The following is a 22186-nucleotide window of genomic DNA, read 5'->3' as shown; positions in this document are numbered from 1 at the left end:
AAACAATGAAAAAAAATCTGTTGAGTGCCGGTATTCGTCATGCCCTGATTCTGGGTGGGGCACTGGCGTTCTCTCAGCCGCTGCTGGCGGCGGAGAGCACCAATCCTGCGTTACAAGCGTTGTTTGATCAGGCGGCTTACTGGCATCAGAAAGCGCATGACGATTTGGCCAAATCTTCGCTGCAAAAAGTGTTGATGGTGGAACCCAACAACACTCAGGCGCTTTATTTGCTGGCGCTCTATTCCCAGCAGAGCGGCAGCAGCGCGGAAGCGGCGCAGTGGCGCGCGCGACTGAGTGCCGCATCGCCGAACGATCCGCACCTCACCGAACTGGATAATGCGCGTCAGCTGCAAACCATCCCACAGGCGCAGCTGTCGTTAGCGCGCCAGCAGGCCCGCAGTGGCAATATTGCAGCTTCGCTGCAAACCTGGCGCAATACCTTTAATGGTAATGAGCCACCACCGAGCGTGGCGGCGGAATATTACCTGACCATGGCCGGAGACCGCTCGCTGCTGCCGCAGGCGGTCGAAGCGCTGCGTCAATTCGCGGCCGATCATCCACAAGATACCGGCGCGAAGCTGGCACTCGGCAAAGCACTGACCTATCAGGAATCGACCCGTCGTCAGGGTATTGATCTGCTGGGCACGCTGGCGGATGGCAATAAAGACGCTGACCGTTCACTGCGCCAGGCGCTGCTGTGGCTCGGGCCGCAGGCGTCCGATGCTTCCCTGTACCAGACCTGGCAGCAGCGCCATCCGCAAGACAATGCGGTGATGGATTACTACCGTAAAAATGTTGGCGGCGCTGAGAAGGGGGCTGGCTTTACCGCACTGAACAGTGGTGACGTCAGCAACGCGCAGAACAACTTTGAGAAAGTGCTGCAGGCGAACCCGCAGGATGCCGATGCACTGGCAGGTATGGGCTATGTGGCTCAGCGTGCCGGGCGCTATGCCGAAGCGGCTGATTATCTGACGCGCGCCGCGCAGATGGGCGGCGATCAGAGCGAGACGCGCCAAAAGCAGGCAGCCGATGCGCGCTTCTATGCTCAACTGGCGACCGCGCAGCAGGCGCTGAAAAACGGTGACAGCGCGCAGGCGTTGGCCTTGAGTGAACCGCTGGCGCAGGCCGATGGCGAGAAAGGCGTTTCCGCTAAGCTGTTCCGCGCGGACGTGCAGCGTCGCAGCAATCAACTCGACCAGGCAGAACAAACTTATCGCTCTATCCTGCAAGCCGATCCGAACAACCGTAACGCCAAAGAAGGCCTGTTCTACGTGCTGCGTCAGCAGAATCGCAGTGCCGAAGCCAACACGCTGCTGGCTTCTCTGCCGGATAGCGTGCGCCAGAGCGTGGCCCCGCGCGGCAGCAGCACCGATCCGATTCGTGCGCAGGCTAAGCGTGAGCTGGCGGCGGGCAACAACAGTGCGGCGATTGCCACCTTGAACAGCGGTATTCAGCGCTTCCCAAATGATGGCTGGTTACGCCTCGACCTGGCGCGTATTTATCGCGCACAGGGCGATAATATGATGGCCGCCAATATCATGCAGCCGTCGATGCGCAGCGGCGCCAGCACGTCAGAGCTGTATGCTGGCGCATTGAACGCCAGCGAGAGCGGTGCCTGGCAGCAGGCGAGTTTACTGCTGTCACGCATACCGAACGGCAGCAAGAGCAGCGATATGCGCGAGCTGGCGCAGCGTGTGAACTTCAACCTGCAGATGACCACCGCCGATCAGTATCTGGCGCAGGGCTCGAATGCTGCAGCGGCGAATACCCTGCGTGCGCTGGCCTCGTCACCTCCGTCCAACCCGGTGGATGCCGGTAACCTGGCACAGAAGCTGGCGAAAGCGGGCGATCTCACCACCGCTGTCTCTGTGGTGCGCAGCAATATGCAGCGCGGCATTCAGGGGAATGCCGGTGATTACGCTGCACAGGTCGCGGTGCTCAACCAGGCAGGTCTGAATACCGAAGCGCAGAGCTTCCTCAGCAGCCCGGAGTTGCAGGCGCGCAGTACACCAACGCAGCTGGCGGGTATTCGCAACGGTTACGTGATCAACGAAGTGGATCGTCTGCGTGAGCAGAAGCAGTACGCCGCGGCTTACGACAAGCTGGTGGGCGCACTGCAGCACGATCCACAGAACCGCGATCTGATGTTCGCCATGGCGCGACTGTATCAGTCCGGCAAGATGAACAAAGAAGCGGGTGTGGTTTATGACTACCTGATGACCCAGGATACGCCAACGCAAGATGCGCGTACCGGTGCCATCAACGTGGCACTGGCGAATAATGACGTCAATAAAGCCAATACCCTGACACGTGGCCTGAACAATGAGCAGTCACCGGATCGCCAGCTGTTACTGGCGCGCGTGGCTGAAGCCAACGGCAATCACAGCCAGGCCATGAGCTATCTGCGCAGCGCGCGCGGGCAGTTGATTGGTCTGCAGGGTGCCACCAACGGTGATACGCCAAGCGTGGGTGGTCTGGCATTGGCGGATAACCCGTTCATCAACCGGGGTACTTCGCCGGTGGGGCGTTCTCCGTCTGCTTATGGCGCGGTGATGCCATGGCAATCGGCACCGGATGTCACCAGCAGCGCAACGGGGACCACGCTGGCCAGCAATACACCGGCAATCCAGCAGAGCCAGACGCTGCGCCAGATCGACAGTATGATGGACGATCTGCAAGAGAAAACCGGTACCTGGATTCAGGGTGGCATGCAGGTACGTGGTCGTGACGGCGAATCGGGTCTGAGCAAACTGACCGAAGCCAAAGCGCCACTGACTTTCTCCACCGTCCCATTTGGCGAATCGCGCTTTGACTTTACTATGACACCTGTCTCGCTCACGGCGGGCAGTGCGGCGGGCGACGCGTGGCGTCGTTTCGGCACCAATGCCCTGGTGCAGGGTAATGTGGTGGCGTCTGGCGATGCCAAAATTGACGATGTCCCGTCTTCATCCACTGATTCGCAGAAAGCCACCGGTGTTGAGCTGAACCTGGCATTGAAAGGCGACAGCTACAAGATCGACCTCGGCAGTACGCCACTGGGACAGGATTTGAGTACCCTGGTGGGGGGCGTGCAGTGGTCACCGAAACTCACTGACTTCCTGACGCTGATCCTCACCGGTGAACGTCGTGCGATGACCGACAGCCTGCTCTCCTATGTGGGCGTGGAAGATAAAACCAGCGGTAAGCGCTGGGGTCGCGTGACCAAAAACGGCGGTAATGCGTTGCTGAGCTACGATAACGGCGATGCCGGTTTCTACGTCGGCGGCGGCGCTTACAGCTACATTGGTGAAAACGTGGCGAGTAACAACAGCGTGCAGGCGACTGCCGGTGCGTATGTGCGTCCGTTCCACTACGACGATCGCGAGCTGAAGGTGGGCATGAGCCTGTCGTGGATGGATTACTCGAAAAACCTGAGTTACTTCAGCTACGGTCAGGGCGGTTACTTCAGCCCGCAGAACTATGCATCGGTCTCGTTCCCGATTGAGTTCTCCCGCAAGTTCGACGATCTGAAAGTGAACGTGGGCGGTTCGGTGGGTTATCAATCCTACAGCCAGGATAAGAGCGCTTACTTCCCGAACGATCCGACTTACCAGGCACAAATGCAGAGTCTGGCCGATCAGGGTTACGTGAAAAGCGCTTACTACAGCGGCGAGAGCAAGAACGGTATTGGCTACAACTTGCACGCCGGTGCGGATTACAAGATCAACAAAGATGTCACTGTGGGTGGGCAATTAGGCTACGACACCTTTGGCGATTACAACGAGAGCACAGCGAATCTGTACTTCCGTTATCTGTTCGGAGACAACTAAATGAGTGAGCAGGCAACCGCGCGCGTCAGCCATCCGCATCAGCCGGGTTGGTTTGATCTGGTCAGCGTGATGATTGAAGGGATGCTGGACAACGCGGGCGAGGAAGCCGAAGGCTTCCTCAACAATGTGGGCGCATCGCTGGCAGCGCGCTATCCTTTAGCGGAAGCGCGCACCGTGCAGGATCTGGAACGCGAGATGAATCTGCAACTGGCGCGCTTTAGTTGGGGGTTCACCCAGCTTCAGCCGCTGGAAAATGCCATTCTGATTCAGCATCATGCGCTGCCGCAGGGCGACAGCAAGGTGGGTGCAGAGCGCTGGCAGCTGGCGATGAGCGCCGTGCTGGCCGGTGTTTATTCACAGTGGCTGCAGGCACAGGGCGGCAGCGCTGCGGTGCCGGTTACCTTCGAAAAGAATGACGGCAACACGCTGCATTACCGATATCAATAGGATTGTTTGATGAGAGTCATACGCTTCTGGCGTCAATGGATGCTGTGTTTCATGGTGATGTTTTTTAGTGCTCAAGCCGCCGCAGATGGCTGGAGCACTTTTAAAGGCCGCTTTATGAGCAGCGATGGTCGTATCAGTGATACAGCCAACAATAATGTCAGTCACACCGAAGGTCAGGGCTATGGCATGCTGCTGGCCGTCGCGAATGACGACCGCACCACGTTTGATCTGCTGTGGAAGTGGACGCGCACCCATCTGCGTAATCCGCAAAACGATCTGTTCTACTGGCGTTACACGCCGGGTGCTTCAGACCCGATTGCCGACAAGAACAATGCCTCTGATGGCGATGTGCTGATTGCGTGGGCACTGCAGCGCGCAGGCCAAAAGTGGGGCGGTGATTATCAGTCAACTTCTGACCGTATTCAGCGCGCCATCGTCAAACAAAACGTGATCACGTTTGGCGGCCACACGTTGATGTTGCCAGGCGCACAGGGCTTCAATAAAAACAGCTATGTGGTGCTGAATCCCTCGTATTTCCTGTTTGCCGCCTGGCAGGAGTTTGCTGACCGCAGTCACCTGCGCGTGTGGAATAACCTGATCGATGACGGCATGGAACTGCTCGGTGATATGCATTTTGGCAAAACCGGTCTGCCGCTCGATTGGGTGGCGCTGAATGCCGATGGTTCAGTGGCTCCGGCAGTGGGTTACTCCAATCGCTTCAGCTACGATGCGATTCGTATCCCGCTCAATATCTGGTGGTATGACCCGCAAAGCCTGCGTCTGGTGCCGTTCCAGCGCGTCTGGCAGGGCTATGGTCGCCAGACGACACCGGCCTGGTTTGATGTGCTCGCCAACACCCCTGCGCCATACAATATGGACGGCGGCTTGCTGGCGATTCGCGATCTGACCCTGAATCAAACCGGTTATCTCAGCGATCGTTTAGCGCCGGATCAGAACTACTTCTCCGCCAGCTTGCAGTTACTGACCTGGCTGGCGTATCAGGAAAAGCGTTAGATATTTCGCGATACATCGCGTTGTCAGCTCATAGCGCAGTTTTTGTAGCAGTGCTACGTACTACGCAATTGAAAGGGCCGCACTTCATCAGCGAAGTGCGGCTTTTTTTATTTGAAGTCCGCATACGGCTCAAGCGGTTGTGGTGGCATATCCATATCGCCATTCCAGCCGCCCATTGAATAACGCATGTAGATCAAGCCGTGACTCGGGGTGTAATCCTTGGCTTGCTGAATATCCATCGCGAGACCGACTGACCAGTGCGGCGTGATGCGTCGTTCTACCACTGCTTGCAGGGTGTAACCAAAACCGTTGCCGGAACTGCTGTCGGAGGTCGGGTTGGAAGCCAGCGTAAAGCCAGGATTGACCGGATAACGCTGCTGACCGTCGGTTTGCGATTGTGACCAGGAGACCGAGCCGCTCAGATCAAACGACCAGTTATCGGTGCGTTGACGATAAGTGACCGGCACCGCCAGCGAGAAGTACTGCTGCGGACTGTAATAGCCGCCCTGGCCAAAGGTGTAATCGCTCAGGTCTTTCTGGTAATGCCACAGCATGCTGTTAAGGCCCACGGTGGCGCGGCGATTGTCTTCGTTGATCAGCTTGTAGTAGTAACCGGCCATCAGGCGTTCACGGCTGTTGTCCGCCACGTTCTCACCGGTGATTTGATGGGCGCTGATATCGGCCCATACGCCATTCGCGCCGCCCTGATCATAACTCAGTCCCACCGAACCACCGGTTGCCACCACGCCACCCCAGGTTTTGCCGCCATTGGCCGCGGGATCGCGTGCACCGGCATAGGCCAGCAGCGAACTGGAGATCGGTCGGCGTGAAGCGGTGAACGTCACGCCGATATCTTTGACATCGGTTTTCCAGCTCAGCCCGCCCACCCAGTTGGTGACTTCAAAACCGAGCGGCGTGGTGCCGATATCGCCAGACCAGCGATCGTTATGCCAGCCAACGCCTATCGTCGTGCCTTCATCACGCTGGGTAAAGTCGCGGCTACAGCCACCGGAGTTATCATCATTACAGCTACCAAAGCGTTCGCTGTGGCTGCCATTGCTGGTAGAGAAAGTGCCCGCTGATACCAGAACATGATCGACGCGTAAAAAGCTGCGCCCGTCGGCCAGCGGTGTCTCCGCCTGCATCATGGTGGTATGCGCGGTGAAATCGGAGATACCGCCGGTGCCTTTATCGCGCGAATAATCCTGTTCGAGCGTGAAGGTGGTGTCCTGCTGACGATAGAGGTCGGCGGCATCGCTGCGAATGCCGCGCTTCAGCCAGTCATCACTGGCATCATTACGCGTTAGTCGGGTATAGCTGTCGTTATCCAGCGGCACGTCGGGGCTGATGCCGCTGGCCGTCATTGCCAGACGATAGTCCTGCTGCGCCGCATCCGGCTGTTGCTGCTGAGTTTCCAGACGTGCCGCATCGCGATAGACCAATGCTTTGCTTTGCGACGGGGCTTCTTTGGCGGCGCGCATTTTTAAATCATTGAACAGCTGCTGCGCATGCGCCGTATCGCCGCTGTTTTGCCATGCCAGCGCCACGCGGCGTCCGCTGTTGATATTTTGCTGCGCCACGCTGGCGGGTAAAGCCTGCAGCGCTGTGCGTGCTTCGTCTTTGCGCTTCAGGGCGATAAGGGCTTCGATACGGCCCAGTGCTGCATCATTGTTGGTTGCATCCTGCTGCAGTACGTGTTGGTAACTCGCCAGCGCCGATTTCGCGTCGCCGCGTTCCAGAGCCCAATCCGCCAGGGTGATATCACGTCGCGTCAAGGCCGGTTGCTGCTGCAACAGTGCCAGCGCGGCAGATTCATTGCCGTTGGCGCGCAGCTCACTGGCGCGGGCGTAGACTTTATCCTGCGTTAAGCGGCCCGCCAGCTCGTGCATATTGCTGTCCCAACGCGTTTCCGGCAGGCGATGCAGTGCCGCCAGTGCAACATCATCCTGATCGCCGGACGAGAGCCACAGCGCCCAGGCATAGAGCGCGGCGGGTTCCTGCGCGTGCTGACGCACCATGGCATCCATCACCTGGGCGCCTTGTGCTTCTTCGCCACTGCTGCGTAGCGCACCGGCTAAACGATATGAGAGCCAGATATCGTTGGGGTTATCCTGCGCGGCCTGGCGATATTTCACCACCGCCTGATGCCATTGACCTTGCTGGGCCAGCGCATCCGCTTCAGCCCGCAGGCTGTCGCTGCGCAGTGAACGCAACGTCTCCGCCAGCGACCGCTGTTGCGCGGTGGGCAGGGCATTGATAAACGCCATCGCGCGAGCCGGTGACTGCTGCTGATACAGCGCTGCCAGTCGGCGCACGGCGGTGGTATTGCTGCGATCCAGGCGCAGCGCCTGTTGCCAGTACTGTTCTGCCTGCGCGTCGTTTTTGCGCGCCTGCGCGACATCACCGAGGCCAATCAATGCCCAGCTGTCACGGTTATCAATGGCCTGCGCACTGCGATACTGGTGTTCCGCACCGGCCACATCGCCTTTTTTTAGCGCGTCGTCACCGTTGTTGATCGCCAGCCAGTAGCGGTTGGTTTGCAACAGTGATTGCCACTTGCCAATCTGGGTGCTGGCCTGTCCGGCCTGAATCGCTTTCTGCAGCCAGCCGATCGCCGCTGCGCGGTTATTGGCTCGCGCCTGCGCCTGACCCATCGCGCCCATCAGTTCGGCATCATTCGGGTAGGCTTTCAGCGCGGCGCTGAGTGACGCGATGGCACCTGCGCCTCCACCAGCATCGACCAGCGCCAGCCCGCGCATGCGTTGACGATAAGCGGGATCGGCCAGCAGCTTCTGCTGTCGGGCCAGTTCTTCCTCGCCGCGCTGTTGCGCATCACCGGAAGTGAATACCTGCAGATACTGCTTCAAACTGGCAACCGTGCTGTCTGACACCGGCTGATTTTGAATCTGTTGCAGCCAGAGTTCGGAGGCGGCATCACGCCCGCCGTCACGATTGGCCAGACGACGCAGCTGCACCAGCGCCTCGCCTGGCTGATTGTTATCAAACGCCATGCGCGCCAGCTGCAGTTCAACCCCAATATTGCCGGGATAACGCGCTTCCAGCGCCTGCAACTGGCGATAAGCGGTGGGCTGCTGACCGGGTAAACGTGCCACCAGTCGCCAGTATTCCAGTTCAGTATTCACATCCGGGAACACGCCGTGGAACAAGGCATCCCAGGCCGTTTTCGCTTCTTCAACGCGACCCGCGGTGGCCAGCAAACGCGCCTGCTGCAGTTGCTGGCGCCCTTCAGCGCTTATCAGACGCAGGCCGGTTTCGGATTCACGCGTCGCCACGTCATTGGGCGCGACCTTCTTCAGTTCGTCCAGCAGCGTCTGCGCTTTTGCCTGATCGCCCTGACGCAGTGCCATGCGAATTTGCGCTGCCAGCACCTGCGGATTATCAGGGTCGATTTTTTCCAGGCGATAAAGCGACTGCTGCACCAAATCATACTTGTTGGTGGATTCACCGGTGCGAATCTGCATCAGCAGCCAGGCCACTGGTGACACCTGCGGGCCCTCGGCAGCCATGCCGGAGCCCGCCAGGATAGTGGCAATCAGCAGACCGAGTGGCAGTTTATTCATCGTCTTCCAGCTCGGCCAGGCGGCGACGGCTCACCATGCGCATCAGGCGCCATGCCATCAGAGCAAACAAGATCACCACCACCACGGCACAAATCGCCAGCCACACCGGATGCGTTGCCAGCAGATTCCACAGGCGCTCCCACCATGGAAGATGGCCGACGAAGTAGGTATCGCCGACGCGCACGCTGGTGACGCCCGATTCTCGCACAACGGTGGCAGAACCGAACACGGCGGCGCGCTTGCCGCTATCGAGCAGGGCATTATTCAGCAGATCCCAGCCGCGCGGGCTGTCGGCCAGCAGCGCAACCACGCTGCGCTGATCGTTAAACGGCGACTGGAAGCCGACGATGGCACCCATCGGGCCGCGTGAGCGGATACCGGTCTGGCTCTCTACCGCACGATCGCTGGCGGACACCGGTACGTTCTGCGCGGTAATTGGGCGTGATGGCATGTTGATCCAGCTACGCGCCGCATCCGCCAGCAGGTTGATCTTTTTGTCATCCTGCAGATCCTGCGGAATGCCGCCGATCATGAGCAGGTCTGCGTCTTTATCTTTTGCCTGGTTCCAGTCATCGCTCATCTGCACGCGCAACGCCGGATAGCCGGTCTGGGCACCGATGGCGCCCAGTGCGTTCAGCATAGTGCTCACTTCACCGTTCACGGGCTTCGGCTGTACTAACACCAGCGTCTGCGCCAAATCGGCATAACGGCTGTAAGGGAAACCGGCGTTGGCGTATGCACCCAGTGAAGGCATTTCGATGTAGTGGCGATAGCCAGAGAAGTCGATGCTGGAGTTGTCATCGATCACCACATGGTGGCCCACCGCGGTGACGGTTTCGCAACGGCCGTCGGCGGTGCCACCAATAAAGGTGTTGGCGTAATCAAAGCTGAAGCGCAGTTGGTTGACCACGCCGAGGCGCAGCGCCGGGATGGTCAACTGGCGGTTGCTGTCCTGCAGGCCTTGCATTAGCGGAATGCGCATGATCTGCTGGCCTGCCGTGTCTTTCGGCGTCAGCGGGTAATCCTGCATGAACTGATTGTTCAGATGCACCGCCAGGCGCGAGCCATCTTGCTGGATCGGCGAGGTGTAGCGGTAAATCAGATCCATGTCGATGCCGCGTGCGCGGACCAGGAACAGGTCCGGTGGCAGGTTCAGCGTCAGACTGATCGGGTTCGGCTGCAAACCATCGGCCTGCAGCTGGTTCTGATACTGCGTCAGCTCGGCAAACGTGGTGCGGCGATCGGTGCGCACCCAGTTTGGCGCATCATAGGCCTGACGCGGTGCCAGCATTTTCACACTGTCGATGGTTGAGGTATCCCCGCGCAGCAGCAGTTCGCCTTGCGCAATACCTTCGACGGCGGTCAGCAAATCGTTGTCATCGCGGCCGAGAATCAGCAGCATTTTTTCGTAGGGATTGTCCGGCTGGCTCACCATTTCCACCGTGGGTTTCTCCACCGGTGGCAGATCTTTCAGGAAGTCCGGGCGATGATCGTTGGTGGCAAACACCACCGCATGCTGTTCTTTTGGTAACTGGTTATACAGGACCGGAAAGGATTGACCACGCCACTGTGCTTTGCTGCCGAACCACGAAGCCAGAATCCCTGCGGCACGCTGCTGCAGCAGGTTAGGCTGATTGCTGAACACCATTGGCAATTGCAGTGGGCGGCTGTCGCGGGCATCAAAGAACGGTTCCGGGAAGTGCGACAGGTCGTTCTTTAACGGCAGCTTTTGCAGCGTCAGGTCGAGTTTGCTTTCTTTACCGATATCCATCCAGATGGTGCTGTTGGCCGGGTTTTCACACACGTTGGCGTAGTGGCCCACCAGTTCGAGGCGCACGCGGTTAAAGTCACCGATAAAGCGCGGATCGATCGGCAACTGAGTTTGATTTTCTTTGCCCAGCTGATCGGCAGTGACGGTGACCAGTCCCACCAATTCGTCGTTGAGATAGACCTTGAGTTGCGACAGCGTCGGAATCAGCGCCGGTGAAGGACGATAGCTGAGCGTCAGCATGGCGCGTGTCACCACTTCATCACTGCGCACGCCGAACTCAATCTGGCTGGTGGGCTCGGTGCCGCGCAGCGTCATGCTGCCCGGCGGCGGCGCGACCTGATTAAACAGCAGTTGGCTGTCGCGCAGCGGGGCATTGGCATCCAGCGGCTGGCTGACGACCGGCAGCGGTATCTGTGCACTGGCGCGCGGTGCTTCAGGGGCAGAAGGCTGCGGTGCGGCCTGTGCCAGCGTTGCAGTGCCCAGCAGCAGGGCAGTAAACCAGCTCAGTTTTCTCGTCATGGTCATATCATCAACTTATGAAAAATCGGTTTTGATTGCCGCAGGTGCGCGGCTAATGCCCTGCGGCAGCAGTGTTGCCAGCCAGCTCACCAGGGAAGTCAGTGCACGGAAAAGACGGCGCAGCGGGGCAGGGCCATACTCCGCCAGACGCAGGTAACCTTTGAAACCCAGCACCATAATATCGGCCAGACTCTGCACCGGTTTATCTTCCGGGAAGCCGTCCTGCCACAGCGCCCAGGTGTCGGCGCGGGCGAAGGTACACTGGATAAATTCAATATGCTGGCGGGTGGTGAGCTGATGCAGGCGAATCCCCGCGCGACGGCCAAATACACGCTGAACCTGGCACGGGAAGCTGAACTCCTGCTGGCCACGGCGCAGCAGCAGCCACACCGGCTCATCCTCTTTCAGTGCATCCGCCTCACGCAGTTCAACACCGACACCACCATCTGAATAGTCGCGCAGGGTGCACGGCACCATATGGCCATCTTCACGTGCAATGGCGGCGGGCATGGCGATCTCCACACGGTGCGCTTCACGAATCTGGCGCGCTTCCACCGAAACCGCCACGGCACCGCCGAGAATAATCATGTTGTACACCACCCACACCAGGCTGACCCAGATGGTGAGCATCTCGTTGGCCGGGCCATACGCCATGCGCCAGAACGCCATGCCGATACCCGCGATATTCAACAGCACCAGCATCATATAAGGCTTGGTGATCACCCAATCGAGATGGCGCTCTTCGACCAGGCCACCTTTGGCTGTGACGTTGAACTTGCCTTTGTGCGGGTTAAACAGCGCAACGGTGGTGGGGCGCGCGATATACCACGCCAGCACGGTTTCATACACTTCACTCCAGAACGAGTGACGCCAGCGTCCCTGAATACGGGAGTTGGTCAGGCTGGTGTGCACCATGTGCGGTAGCACATAGATGGCGATCGCCAGCGCCGGCGCGTAGATGATGTAGGCGTGGCATAGCAGAAACGCCAGCGGTGCCAGCAGGAAGATCAGACGTGGAATCCCGGCGAGGAAGTGCAGCATAGCGTTGGCGTAGCACAGGCGTTGCACCAGCTTTAAGCCTTTACCCATCAACGGGTTATCGAGACGGAAAATCTGCACCATGCCGCGTGCCCAGCGAATACGCTGGCCAATGTGCGCCGACAAACTTTCGGTGGCGAGGCCCGCCGCCTGCGGAATACGAATATAGGCAGAGGTGTAACCCTGACGATGCAGACGCAGCGAGGTGTGCGCATCTTCGGTTACGGTTTCCACCGCTATGCCGCCAATCTCATCCAGCGCGGCGCGGCGCAATACGGCGCAAGAGCCGCAGAAGAACGCCGCATCCCAGGTATCGTTACCGTCCTGCACCAGGCCGTAGAACAGCGAGCCTTCATTGGGTGTCTGGCGGAAGCGACCGAGGTTACGCTCGAACGGATCGGGCGAGAAGAAGTGGTGCGGCGTTTGTAGCATCGCAAGGCGGTGATCCTTCAGGAACCAGCCCATGGTCATCTGCAGGAATGAGCGCGTCGGTACGTGGTCACAGTCAAAAATCGCCACGTAATCGCTGCGGCAGGCCACTATCAATGCGTGATTGATGTTGCCGGCTTTGGCATGTTCGTGGGTAGGGCGCACCACGTAATTGATGCCCACGCTGGCGGCAAATTCGCGAAACTCCTCGCGGCTGCCGTCATCCAGAAGGTAGATGTTGAGCTTGTCCTGCGGCCAGTCGATGCCCATCGCGGCATAAATGGTTGGTTTCACCACGCTCAGCGGTTCGTTGTAGGTGGGCACCAGGATATCGACGCTGGGCCAAGAAGTGATCTCGGGTGGCATGGAGACCGGCTGGCGATTGAGTGGCCACAGCGTCTGGAAATAGCCCAGTACCAGCACCGTCCATGAGTAGGTTTCAGCGCCAATCAGCAGCAGACCGAATGTCAGACTCAGCGGATCGTCCCAGTTCAGGGTTTCAGTGTAGCGCCACCACAAATAACGACAGGAAATGGTGAGTGACAGCACAATCAGCATGATAGTAGAGAGGCGGCCTGGCACGCGGCGCACCATCATCGCCAGGCCCCACAGCAGCAGTACAAAGACAAATTGCGTGGTGATGCCAAATGGCTGTGAAATACACAACAGCGCCAGCAGGCTGGCGACAATCGCCGCGACCATAAACAGCAGCTGGCGTACACGCGGTGGCAGTTTCTGCAACTGCTGTTCGGTACGCAGATGAATGCCCGTTTTCGCTATGTGCGCGGGAAGCGCTCCCAGCCACTGATAAAACTGCTGACGCCAGCGGAACAGGGGGCCAAACGCGTTAAACCGTTTACGCTCGCTGCGTGCGCTGTTGTCGAGCGGTAACACCAGCATCAGCCACAGGCTCTGCATGGCGTAACGCACAACGTCTAACGGGCGTGGACGTAGCGGCGAGATTTGCGGATAGTATCGCTGACGCTGTTGCAGCAAGCGCTGCCAGCCGGGCATTTCCAGCCGCAGCAGCGACCAGGCGAGCACGCACCATAGCAGATGCAACATCACGGTTAAGTGGCCCGCGCCGTGCTGGCGCGCCACGCGGGCACGGCTTTGCAGCGCCTGCCAGGCCTGAGGTACCAGCAGCCAGCGCAACGGATTCACGCCGCACCGCCCGCAACGTTCAGCAATAGCCAGTTCGCCAGCGTATTGATTTCTTCGCTCGCCAGCGCATGAGGACGATATTCGCCCACCGGTTGTTTCATCATCAAGGCTTCTGCCAGTGCTTCATCGCGGTGAATCACCTGCGGAATCAGATTCTTTAGCGTGCGCAGCCACAGTTGATGCAGATCCTGTTGCAGCTGACTGTTGGCGTTGAATTGATTGATCAGAAACAGCGTGTGCGGCAAAAAACGCGGATGGTGCAACCGCAACTGGCAGTTAGCATCCAGCGATAGCACCTGCAGCAGGCGATCGGCGTGGAGGGCGAAGGATCGTTGCCACGGCAGCAGATCCGCTGGAAGGTCGAGGATCACCCAGCGATAGTGTGATTTCAGGGCCGGCAACGCCTTCAGCAACGGCGTGGCGAACGAGGTGTCGGCGTTTTGCAGACTTGAGCACTGCTGAGAGGTTAATGCGCCAAACGGCAGGAAATCGAGACCGGTTTGATAGCGCTGCGCGCACTGCTGCCACGGCTGCTGTTCCAGCAGTGCGGGAACCCAGCCCTGGGTGTGATTGAGCGGCAAGTTAAAATGGGCAGCCAGTTGATTCGAATCAGAAAAGTCGATGACCAGCACCGACTCCTGTAAAGCATTGAGCGCCCAGCCAAGTGCCGCACTGAGTGATGTTGCGCCACAACCGCCGCGCAAACCTTGTAAGGCAATGACCGGCATTAGCGTTCAGGCTCCTGGTCGGCGGATAATTCACGCAGCAGCGGCCAGCGCGTCAGCAGACTATTCAGTCGCTCTTCGCGGGCAATATCAATGTAACGAAATGCCTTAAGGGAAAAGGCTTCGCTCAGGGTATTAATGTCATCCTGATCTTCAGTGGTAGACGCGATCAGCGAAAAGGCATTCTCTGTTTTCATTACTTTTTGCCACCAAAAAACAGCAATGGATGAATTGTGGTTCTATTTTTTGTAAAGTTTAAACCCGGAAAAATGCGCAGACTATGTAAAAATCGATATCATTTGAGATAGCGCAGGTTTTAATTATTTCAGCAGTTCCAATCGTTGCCGTCTATATTAAACTAGCCTGGATTGTTCTGATCGCGAAACAAATATGAAAAATCGCTATGCGCTTGGCCTACAACAGGTTCAGCAGGAATTAGTTAACCTGCAAAATCCGGGGTTTTATTGGATTACCAGTCAGCGTCAGGAAGACGCGCGGGTACTGCTGCGTCAGGTGGTGAGCCATCAACAGGCGGCAACCCTGGTCAGTTCAGATGAGAAGCCTCAGTCTTTACTTACGCCGGACCCACTGACGGGCCCAGCGCGCATTCCCTTATTTTCGCTGCCGGCCAATAAAACCGGCCTGCAGCATCTGGAGAATGATTTCGCGCGTGTACTGAATAGCCGCAGTGGTTTAGTGCTGTTTTACAGCAATGCAGCGCTGTGGAGTAAATTATCCGAGGATGAACTCACGCTCTGGGTGAAACGCATGCGACGATTGTTAATCAAAAAACAAATCACGCTGCTACTGATCACTTCGGGGGCGTCAATTATTCATCTGCGTAATCATCTACAGCGTTATTTTCGCCAACTTGATGGTGTCGCACATTTAGAATTTCAACAGGATAGCTGGCAATATCGAATTAACTGGTGGTACTCCGCAGACAAATTACTGGCTGACCGTGCAATTCGATTGAGTTGTAATGAGAATCAATTCATTGCCATTAATGAAGTGGAACAAACTACGCCGCTTAGCCTCAATGATGAAAATCAGTTACTGGCACAGGAAGGGGTGCTGGAAGGTGCGCCGCCGCTCTCCAGCCAGTGGCAACTGTTTAGCGACAATGAGAGCGTATTCTCGCGTGCCCAGCAGGCCAACGCTGCCACGGTCATTTTTAGCCTGGCCCATAACCAGGATATCAATGCCCTGGCAAAAATGGTCCATAGCTTGCGCCGCTCACGCGGTAACGCATTAAAGATTGTGGTGCGCGAAATTAGTACCAGTCTTAGGTATAGCGATGAGCGGTTATTGCTGGCGTGTGGTGTCAATGCCATCGTGCCCGGTGCACAAACGCTGTCACGCTTTCTCACCACGCTGGAAGGGATTCAGGGCCAGCAGTTTACGCGTCATGTTCCGGCCAACTTGCCCGCGCTGATGCAGGCATTACAGCCGCTGCAGCAAAAAGGGTATTTGCAGCTGGAGCCGTTCTGCGCGGCGGTACAGCAGCTGATGAGCAATACGCTGCTGCCGGAAAACGACAAGGGGCTGATGGTGGCATTGCGCCCGGTGCCGCAGCTGAAACCTGAGCAGATTCTGACGCTGTGTAAACCGCGTCGTTTTGGTGATTTGGTGACGCTGATTAATGATCGCATCTATCTGTTTCTATCATCCTGCCGCTTCAACGATTTGGATATCGCGTTGAAATCGATTTTCTCACTGCCGCACGATGAGTTGTTCAGTAATCGCGTGGTGTGGTTCGAGGACAACCAGATTTTGTCGGAAGTGCATAAGATTCGCCAGCTGACGCCGGTGGCGCAGCGTGAAGTGCCGATGGTGCCGATTGAGGCCCCGCGGGCAAACAAGGTGTCCGCTTCTGACCTGCGTGGGGCGCAAACCCCGCAGCCTATTATTCTCAATCTCGATGGAGATCGCCGCTGATGACACTGATGGATTGGGTGCAGGTGGCGATCCTGCTGTTATTAATTTTACTGTTCCTGAAATCGTTGTTTGTGCGCTGGTTACCGCGCAGTAGCACCAGCCTGCTGATGCGTCTGCTGCCACCGCGTGCGCTGAAGTCGGAAGGGCAGTGGCAACGCAAATCTGCTAAAACGGATACCAAACCGTAATGAGTAATAACAAACCTTCGACGCTGCACGCTTCGTGGTGGCGCGGTCTCGGCGGCTGGAATTTCTACTTCCTGATCAAATTTGGTCTGTTGTGGTACGGCTACCTTAATTTTCATGCGCTGAGCAATCTGGTGTTCCTGGCGTGGCTGCTGTTCCCGCTGCCGTCACGTCGTTTGCATCGTGTGCGTCACTGGGTATCCTTGCCGATTGGCTTTGCGCTGTTCTGGCATGACACCTGGCTGCCGGGGCTGGAATCGATCATGAGCCAGGGTAGCCAGGTCGCGGGCTTCTCCTCAGCTTATCTGCTCGATCTGCTGGAGCGCTTTATCAACTGGCAAATGATTGGCGCAGGCTTTGTGCTGCTGGTGATCTATATGTTCGTGGCGCAGTGGATCCGCGTCACGGTGCTGGTTTCTCTGATGCTGATCTGGCTTAACGTGCTGACCATTGCCGGACCGGCGATGAATCTGCTGCCAACCAAAGCGGCGACACCGGAAGTGGCATTGAATAACCCTCCAGCCGCGACCAAAGCACCGGAGGGACTGGACCAGTCTGCACCACCGACCAGTGCCAATCTGACCTCCTGGCTCAATCGTTTCTACGACAGTGAGCGCCAGCGCGCCACCCATTTCCCGGATGCGCTGCCCGCGGATTCGCAGCCGTTTGATATTTTAGTGATTAACATCTGTTCGCTGTCATGGTCGGACATGGATGTAGCACAATTGCGTGACCATCCGCTATGGAAGCATTTTGATATCCTGCTGGACAACTACAACTCTGCCACCGGCTACAGCGGTCCGGCAGGGATTCGTTTGCTGCGTGCTAGTTGCGGCCAGACTTCACACTCCAATCTGTATAAGGCCACCGACCAGCGCTGCTATCTGTTTGATAACCTGGCGAAGCTGGGCTTTAAGCAGGAACTGATGATGGATCATACAGGCGTGTTTGGTAACTATCTCAAAGAGCTGCGTGAAGAGGGCAATTTGCAGGCACCGCTGATGTCACAAGCGGGAATTGCGCCAGAATTGACCTCCTTTGATGGTTCGCCAGTGTTCAATGACGGGCAATTGATGCAGCGCTGGCTCGACGATCGGACTAAAAGCAGCGATGCGCGCAGTGCCACCTTCTACAACCTGATTCCGTTGCATGACGGCACGCGCGAGTTGGGCAGCACGCGCACCGCTGACTGGCAGCCGCGCGCTAAAATGCTGTTTGATCAGCTGGATACATTCCTGACCAATCTGGAGAAATCAGGACGCCGCGTGATGGTGCTGGTGGTACCGGAGCACGGTGCTGCGCTGCAGGGCGATAAAATGCAGATGTCCGGTCTGCGTGATATTCCCAGCCCGAGCATTACGCATGTGCCGGTGGGCATTAAGTTTGTCGGGATGAAAGCGCCACACCAGGGACAGCCGTTGAGCATTGATACACCAACCAGTCTGCTGGCGATTTCCGAGATCATTTCCCGCGTGGTGGATGGTCAGGTGTTTAACGCGCCGAACGTCAATATGTCGGTGTTAGCGGATAATTTGCCGCAATCACCGGTGGTGTCCGAGAATGATAATGCGGTGGTGATGATGTATCAGGGCAAACCCTGGATTCGCCTGAACGGCGGCGATTGGGTGCCCTATCCGCAATAATCTCTCAATGGCGGTGCAGCAGGTTGCACCGCCAAATTCGGTGCACAATTCCTAATCACCGATTTATCTCGTGTTTCCCGCCTCTTTTCGACTTTATCCCGGCGCAAATCAAGGCTGACCTGCGATATACTCGCTGCGCATTTCATCTATACCCGTCATTCTTCAAGTTGCAGGTGCGTTGGCTGTGCTCATTTACCCCAGTCACTTACCTGAGTAAGCTCCTGGGGATTCATTCCCTTGCCGCCTGCCTGCACCTTGAATAATTTAGGGTATTCATAGTCGATTTAAGTGGTCGGGAGAGGGTTTTGTTGCGCGTCAGTCGCTCGTTAACGATAAAACAGATGGCAACGGTGTCCGCCGTGGCGATGGTGACCATCAGCATCTTTATCGTCATCCAGTTATTCCACTTTGTGCAGCAGCGCAGAATCGATTACGCCCAGCAGATGGAAAATATCGCCCATACGGTGCGCCAGCCGTTGTCGGAGGCGGTGCTGAAAGGGGATATTCCGCAAGCCGAACGCATCCTGAATACGCTGAAACCGGCGGGCATTCTGTCGCGCGCCGATGTGGTATTACCGAATGCGTTTCAGGCGCTGCACGCCGATTTTGTGCCGGAAAAACCGGTACCGCGCTTCGTGGCACGTCTGTTTGAACTGCCGGTGCAAATCACGCTGCCGCTTTATTCGGTAGAGCGTACTGGGCTGCCGAAGCCTATCGCCTATCTGGTGCTGCAGGCCGACTCTTCTCGGGTATACCAGTTCCTGCTCAGCACGCTCTCGACCATGATCACCACCTATTTGCTGCTGGCGCTGATACTTTCGGTGTCGATTAGCTGGTGTATCAATCGCCTGATCGTCCATCCTTTGAGAAGTTTGTCGCGTGATTTGCAGGAGTTGCCACCGCAGGTCATTCTCACGCACAAGCTCGACCTGCCGCATAATCATCGCGACGATGAAATCGGCATGCTGATCCGCAGCTACAACCGCAATCAGCAGGTGCTGGAGTCGATTCATGATGAAATGAGTCGCATGACCACCCATTTTGCTGTCACCGATCTGCCTAACCGCGCCCTGTTCCTCGCGTTGCTGGATCAGCACGCCAGCCATCGCCATAGCCGTCAGCCATGGGGATTGATGGTGATCCGTATCGAAACACTGCAGGAAGCCAACGGCGTACTGAGTGATGAGCAGCGCGATACGCTGATGCTGACGCTGGTAGAGAAAATTCGCAGCACCGTTGACGATCACACGTTACTGGCACAAACCGGGCCGAGCGATTTCGCGCTGCTGATGAAGCGCGCGCACAACCCGTTCCGCGCCATGCGTCTGGCGCGCAACCTGATGATTCGCATTAACCAGCCGGTGAACCTGCATCAACTTCAGCTGCGTCCAAACGCCAGTATTGGCCTGGCGCTGCATGATGACAGTGTCGTCAGTGCCAGCGAGCAACTCGACCGCGCGACCTCGGCAATGATGTCGGCGCGTCATCAGGGCAAAAACCAGATTCTGTTCTTTGATCCGGCGCTGACTGAGCGGGCGCAAAAACGCCTGACGCAGGAGCACGATATCCTGCAGGGGTTGCAGGATGGTCAATTTGCACTTTATCTGCAGCCGCAAATCAATATGCAAACCGGTGAGCTGGCGGGCGCGGAAGCGCTATTGCGTATGCGTATGCCGGATGGCAGCTATGGTTTGTCAGAAGAGTTTATCGCCAGCGCGGAAGAGATTGGGGTGATTTCCGCGATTGGGCGCTGGGTGTTTGAAGAAGCCTGCCGCATCCTTGCCGCGTGGCAGAAGCTCGGCATCAATATTCCGCTGAGCGTCAATATATCGGCAGTTCAGTTGCGTGACCCCAGCATGGTGAGCCATTTGCAAGGCTTGCTGGAGCGCCATCGTATTGCACCCGGCAATTTCGTGCTGGAAATTACCGAAACCGCGCAGATTGGCGATGCCGAGCAAGCGATTTCGCTGCTGCGTTCACTGCAGCAAACCGGCGTGGCCGTGGCGCTGGATGATTTTGGCATGGGTTACTCCAATCTCAATTACCTGCATCAGTTTAAAGCGCTGCCGGTGAACAAGCTGAAGATGGACCGCAGTTTTGTCGCGGCGCTACCGGATGATGACACCATGGTGCGTATTGTCGCGGCGATTGCGGACATCATTCATCTGGATGTTATTGCTGAAGGCGTGGAAACCGATGAGCAGCGAGACTGGCTGCTGGCACGCGGAATTACTATAGGGCAAGGCTACTTATACGCTGAAGCGCTCCCTCTTAACGTCTTCAACCAACGCTGGCTTGACAGCTCGTCACATCCTGAATAATCACATTGTTTATTGATTTTCCTCACGAAATTGCAGTCAGATAGTTTGCTGAAGCGTTTCAGTTCATAGTTAGAGTTTTGTAACTTTTGTAAGGAATGTAAGGGTATATTAATCCTGTTATCGGAGTGTTATTTTCCCGCAATCGGTAAGGTTTTTCGCTTCCAGGCGGCTTGCCGCATGCGTTCTCCATAATAATGGCGGTGAATTCCGTCTATACCTGGACACCTGTTATGAAACTGTTCAAAAGCCTCTACTTCCAGGTGCTGGTTGCCATCGGCATCGGCGTCCTGTTAGGCCACTACTATCCTGAGTTAGGCGCGCAAATGAAGCCGCTTGGCGATGGTTTCGTTAAGCTGATCAAGATGATCATCGCCCCCGTGATTTTCTGTACGGTGGTGACCGGTATTGCCGGCATGGAGAGCATGAAAGCAGTTGGACGGACTGGCGCAGTTGCGCTGCTCTACTTTGAAATTGTCAGCACCATCGCACTGATTATTGGCCTGGTCGTGGTTAATGTGGTGCAGCCGGGCGCGGGGATGAACGTTGATCCCGCGACTTTGGATGCCAAAGCCGTGGCGGTTTACGCCCAACAGGCGCAAGAACAGGGTGTTGTTGCCTTCTTGCTTGATATTATCCCGGGTAGCGTGATCGGTGCCTTTGCCAGCGGTAATATCCTGCAAGTGCTGCTGTTCGCCATTCTGTTTGGTTTTGCCCTGCATCGTCTGGGTAACGCCGGTACTGTGATGTTCAACGTCATTGAGAGCTTCTCCAAAGTGATCTTCGGCGTTATCAATATGATTATGCGCCTTGCGCCGATCGGTGCCTTCGGTGCCATGGCGTTTACCATTGGTAAATACGGCGTGGGCTCACTGGTGCAACTCGGTCAGCTGATCATCTGCTTCTACATCACCTGCGTGCTGTTTGTGGTGGTGGTGTTAGGTTTGATTGCACGCTGGGCCGGCTTCAACATCTTCAAATTTGTTGCCTACATCAAAGAAGAGCTGCTGATCGTGCTGGGTACCTCTTCATCTGAATCTGCGCTGCCGCGCATGCTGGATAAGATGGAGAAGCTGGGTTGTAAGAAATCGGTGGTGGGTCTCGTTATTCCAACGGGATACTCTTTTAACCTTGATGGCACCTCGATTTACCTGACCATGGCGGCGGTATTCATTGCCCAGGCCACCAATGCGCACATGGATATCTTCCACCAGATCACGTTGTTAGTGGTGCTGCTGCTCTCCTCAAAAGGCGCAGCGGGCGTGACCGGCAGTGGCTTTATCGTGCTGGCGGCCACCTTGTCTGCAGTCGGACATTTGCCGGTAGCGGGTCTGGCGCTGATTCTGGGTATCGACCGCTTTATGTCCGAAGCGCGTGCATTGACCAACCTGGTGGGTAACGGCGTGGCGACGGTTGTCGTGGCGAAGTGGGTCGGTCAGCTGGATGAGAAGCAGATGAAAGCGACGCTTTCTTCAGCGAAAAAGGTCAATAACGCCTCACAAACCAGCGTCTGATCGTCTATTTGCGTTAATTTCCCGAGAAATGCCCGCTGTCGCTTGCCCTGACAGCGGGCATTTGCATAATAAACCCCATTGATTTTTTTCC

The 22186-nt window shown here is 56.9% G+C and carries 13 protein-coding genes; 8 read left to right on the top strand and 5 right to left on the bottom strand.

The annotated features are described in order from the left end of the window. Positions 1–5: 5 nt before the first annotated feature. Genes JK231_RS13975 through JK231_RS13965 form a run of 3 tightly spaced genes read left to right on the top strand, consistent with a single transcriptional unit; the run spans position 6 to position 5270 of the window. Positions 6–3809 carry a cellulose biosynthesis protein BcsC gene (locus tag JK231_RS13975; RefSeq protein WP_097118491.1) on the top strand — a complete coding sequence of 1268 codons (3804 nt, stop codon included), beginning with the start codon at positions 6–8 and terminating at the stop codon, positions 3807–3809. Then, a complete protein-coding gene (bcsD, locus tag JK231_RS13970; RefSeq protein ID WP_034827794.1) occupies positions 3810–4256 on the top strand; it encodes a cellulose biosynthesis protein BcsD in 447 nt (148 codons plus the stop codon). It abuts the gene before it with no gap. A 9-nt stretch (positions 4257–4265) separates the two neighbouring features. Then, positions 4266–5270 (top strand): glycosyl hydrolase family 8, encoded by a 1005-nt coding sequence (locus JK231_RS13965; protein ID WP_211728854.1) that lies wholly within the window; start codon positions 4266–4268, stop codon positions 5268–5270. 107 nt (positions 5271–5377) lie between these two features. Here JK231_RS13965 and bcsC read toward each other — a convergent pair whose 3' ends face one another. The 5 genes from bcsC to bcsR are packed head-to-tail and all read right to left on the bottom strand — an operon-like array spanning position 5378 to position 14694. Beyond that, entirely contained in the window at positions 5378–8851 is a 3474-nt protein-coding gene (gene bcsC / locus JK231_RS13960; RefSeq protein ID WP_211728853.1) for a cellulose synthase complex outer membrane protein BcsC, read from the bottom strand. Then, on the bottom strand, positions 8844–11147 hold the full coding sequence (gene bcsB / locus JK231_RS13955) for a cellulose biosynthesis cyclic di-GMP-binding regulatory protein BcsB (RefSeq protein ID WP_211728852.1): 2304 nt from the start codon (positions 11145–11147) through the stop codon (positions 8844–8846). Before bcsB ends, bcsC begins: the two co-directional genes overlap by 8 nt. A gap of 9 nt (positions 11148–11156) precedes the next feature. Continuing rightward, positions 11157–13772: a UDP-forming cellulose synthase catalytic subunit gene (bcsA, locus tag JK231_RS13950; RefSeq protein ID WP_211728851.1), complete on the bottom strand. Its 2616-nt coding sequence runs from the start codon at positions 13770–13772 to the stop codon at positions 11157–11159. Continuing rightward, entirely contained in the window at positions 13769–14500 is a 732-nt protein-coding gene (gene bcsQ / locus JK231_RS13945) for a cellulose biosynthesis protein BcsQ (protein WP_160833361.1), read from the bottom strand. Before bcsQ ends, bcsA begins: the two co-directional genes overlap by 4 nt. Next, complete coding sequence (gene bcsR, locus JK231_RS13940) at positions 14500–14694, bottom strand: cellulose biosynthesis protein BcsR (protein WP_034827811.1); 195 nt, start codon at positions 14692–14694, stop codon at positions 14500–14502. The genes bcsQ and bcsR overlap by 1 nt, the downstream gene beginning before the upstream one ends. Before the next feature lie 193 nt (positions 14695–14887). Between bcsR and bcsE the strand changes: the two genes are divergently transcribed. The 5 genes from bcsE (at position 14888) to JK231_RS13915 (ending at position 22095) form a co-directional block, all read left to right on the top strand. Further along, positions 14888–16435 carry a cellulose biosynthesis protein BcsE gene (gene bcsE, locus JK231_RS13935; protein WP_211728850.1) on the top strand — a complete coding sequence of 516 codons (1548 nt, stop codon included), beginning with the start codon at positions 14888–14890 and terminating at the stop codon, positions 16433–16435. Next, on the top strand, positions 16435–16623 hold the full coding sequence (gene bcsF / locus JK231_RS13930; protein ID WP_038643825.1) for a cellulose biosynthesis protein BcsF: 189 nt from the start codon (positions 16435–16437) through the stop codon (positions 16621–16623). The genes bcsE and bcsF overlap by 1 nt, the downstream gene beginning before the upstream one ends. Then, on the top strand, positions 16623–18263 hold the full coding sequence (gene bcsG / locus JK231_RS13925; RefSeq protein WP_097118499.1) for a cellulose biosynthesis protein BcsG: 1641 nt from the start codon (positions 16623–16625) through the stop codon (positions 18261–18263). Before bcsF ends, bcsG begins: the two co-directional genes overlap by 1 nt. A 308-nt stretch (positions 18264–18571) precedes the next feature. Continuing rightward, on the top strand, positions 18572–20584 hold the full coding sequence (gene hmsP / locus JK231_RS13920) for a biofilm formation regulator HmsP (protein ID WP_211728905.1): 2013 nt from the start codon (positions 18572–18574) through the stop codon (positions 20582–20584). Between the two features lie 230 nt (positions 20585–20814). Continuing rightward, positions 20815–22095 carry a dicarboxylate/amino acid:cation symporter gene (locus JK231_RS13915; RefSeq protein WP_034827821.1) on the top strand — a complete coding sequence of 427 codons (1281 nt, stop codon included), beginning with the start codon at positions 20815–20817 and terminating at the stop codon, positions 22093–22095. The last annotated feature ends 91 nt before the right edge of the window (positions 22096–22186 follow it).

This window comes from Pantoea sp. JGM49, assembly GCF_018257655.1.
Taxonomy (GTDB): Bacteria; Pseudomonadota; Gammaproteobacteria; order Enterobacterales; family Enterobacteriaceae; genus Pantoea; species Pantoea communis.
The sequence above is the reverse complement of the archived record's forward strand: the minus strand, read 5'-3'. Positions and strand labels throughout refer to the sequence as shown.

Coding starts and splice junctions, on each gene's coding strand:
- JK231_RS13975 (WP_097118491.1), top strand. CDS start 6: ATGAAAAAAAATCTGTTGAGTGCCGGTATTCGTCATGCCCTGATTCTG.
- bcsD (WP_034827794.1), top strand. CDS start 3,810: ATGAGTGAGCAGGCAACCGCGCGCGTCAGCCATCCGCATCAGCCGGGT.
- JK231_RS13965 (WP_211728854.1), top strand. CDS start 4,266: ATGAGAGTCATACGCTTCTGGCGTCAATGGATGCTGTGTTTCATGGTG.
- bcsC (WP_211728853.1), bottom strand. CDS start 8,851: ATGAATAAACTGCCACTCGGTCTGCTGATTGCCACTATCCTGGCGGGC.
- bcsB (WP_211728852.1), bottom strand. CDS start 11,147: ATGACCATGACGAGAAAACTGAGCTGGTTTACTGCCCTGCTGCTGGGC.
- bcsQ (WP_160833361.1), bottom strand. CDS start 14,500: ATGCCGGTCATTGCCTTACAAGGTTTGCGCGGCGGTTGTGGCGCAACA.
- bcsR (WP_034827811.1), bottom strand. CDS start 14,694: ATGAAAACAGAGAATGCCTTTTCGCTGATCGCGTCTACCACTGAAGAT.
- bcsE (WP_211728850.1), top strand. CDS start 14,888: ATGAAAAATCGCTATGCGCTTGGCCTACAACAGGTTCAGCAGGAATTA.
- bcsF (WP_038643825.1), top strand. CDS start 16,435: ATGACACTGATGGATTGGGTGCAGGTGGCGATCCTGCTGTTATTAATT.
- bcsG (WP_097118499.1), top strand. CDS start 16,623: ATGAGTAATAACAAACCTTCGACGCTGCACGCTTCGTGGTGGCGCGGT.
- JK231_RS13915 (WP_034827821.1), top strand. CDS start 20,815: ATGAAACTGTTCAAAAGCCTCTACTTCCAGGTGCTGGTTGCCATCGGC.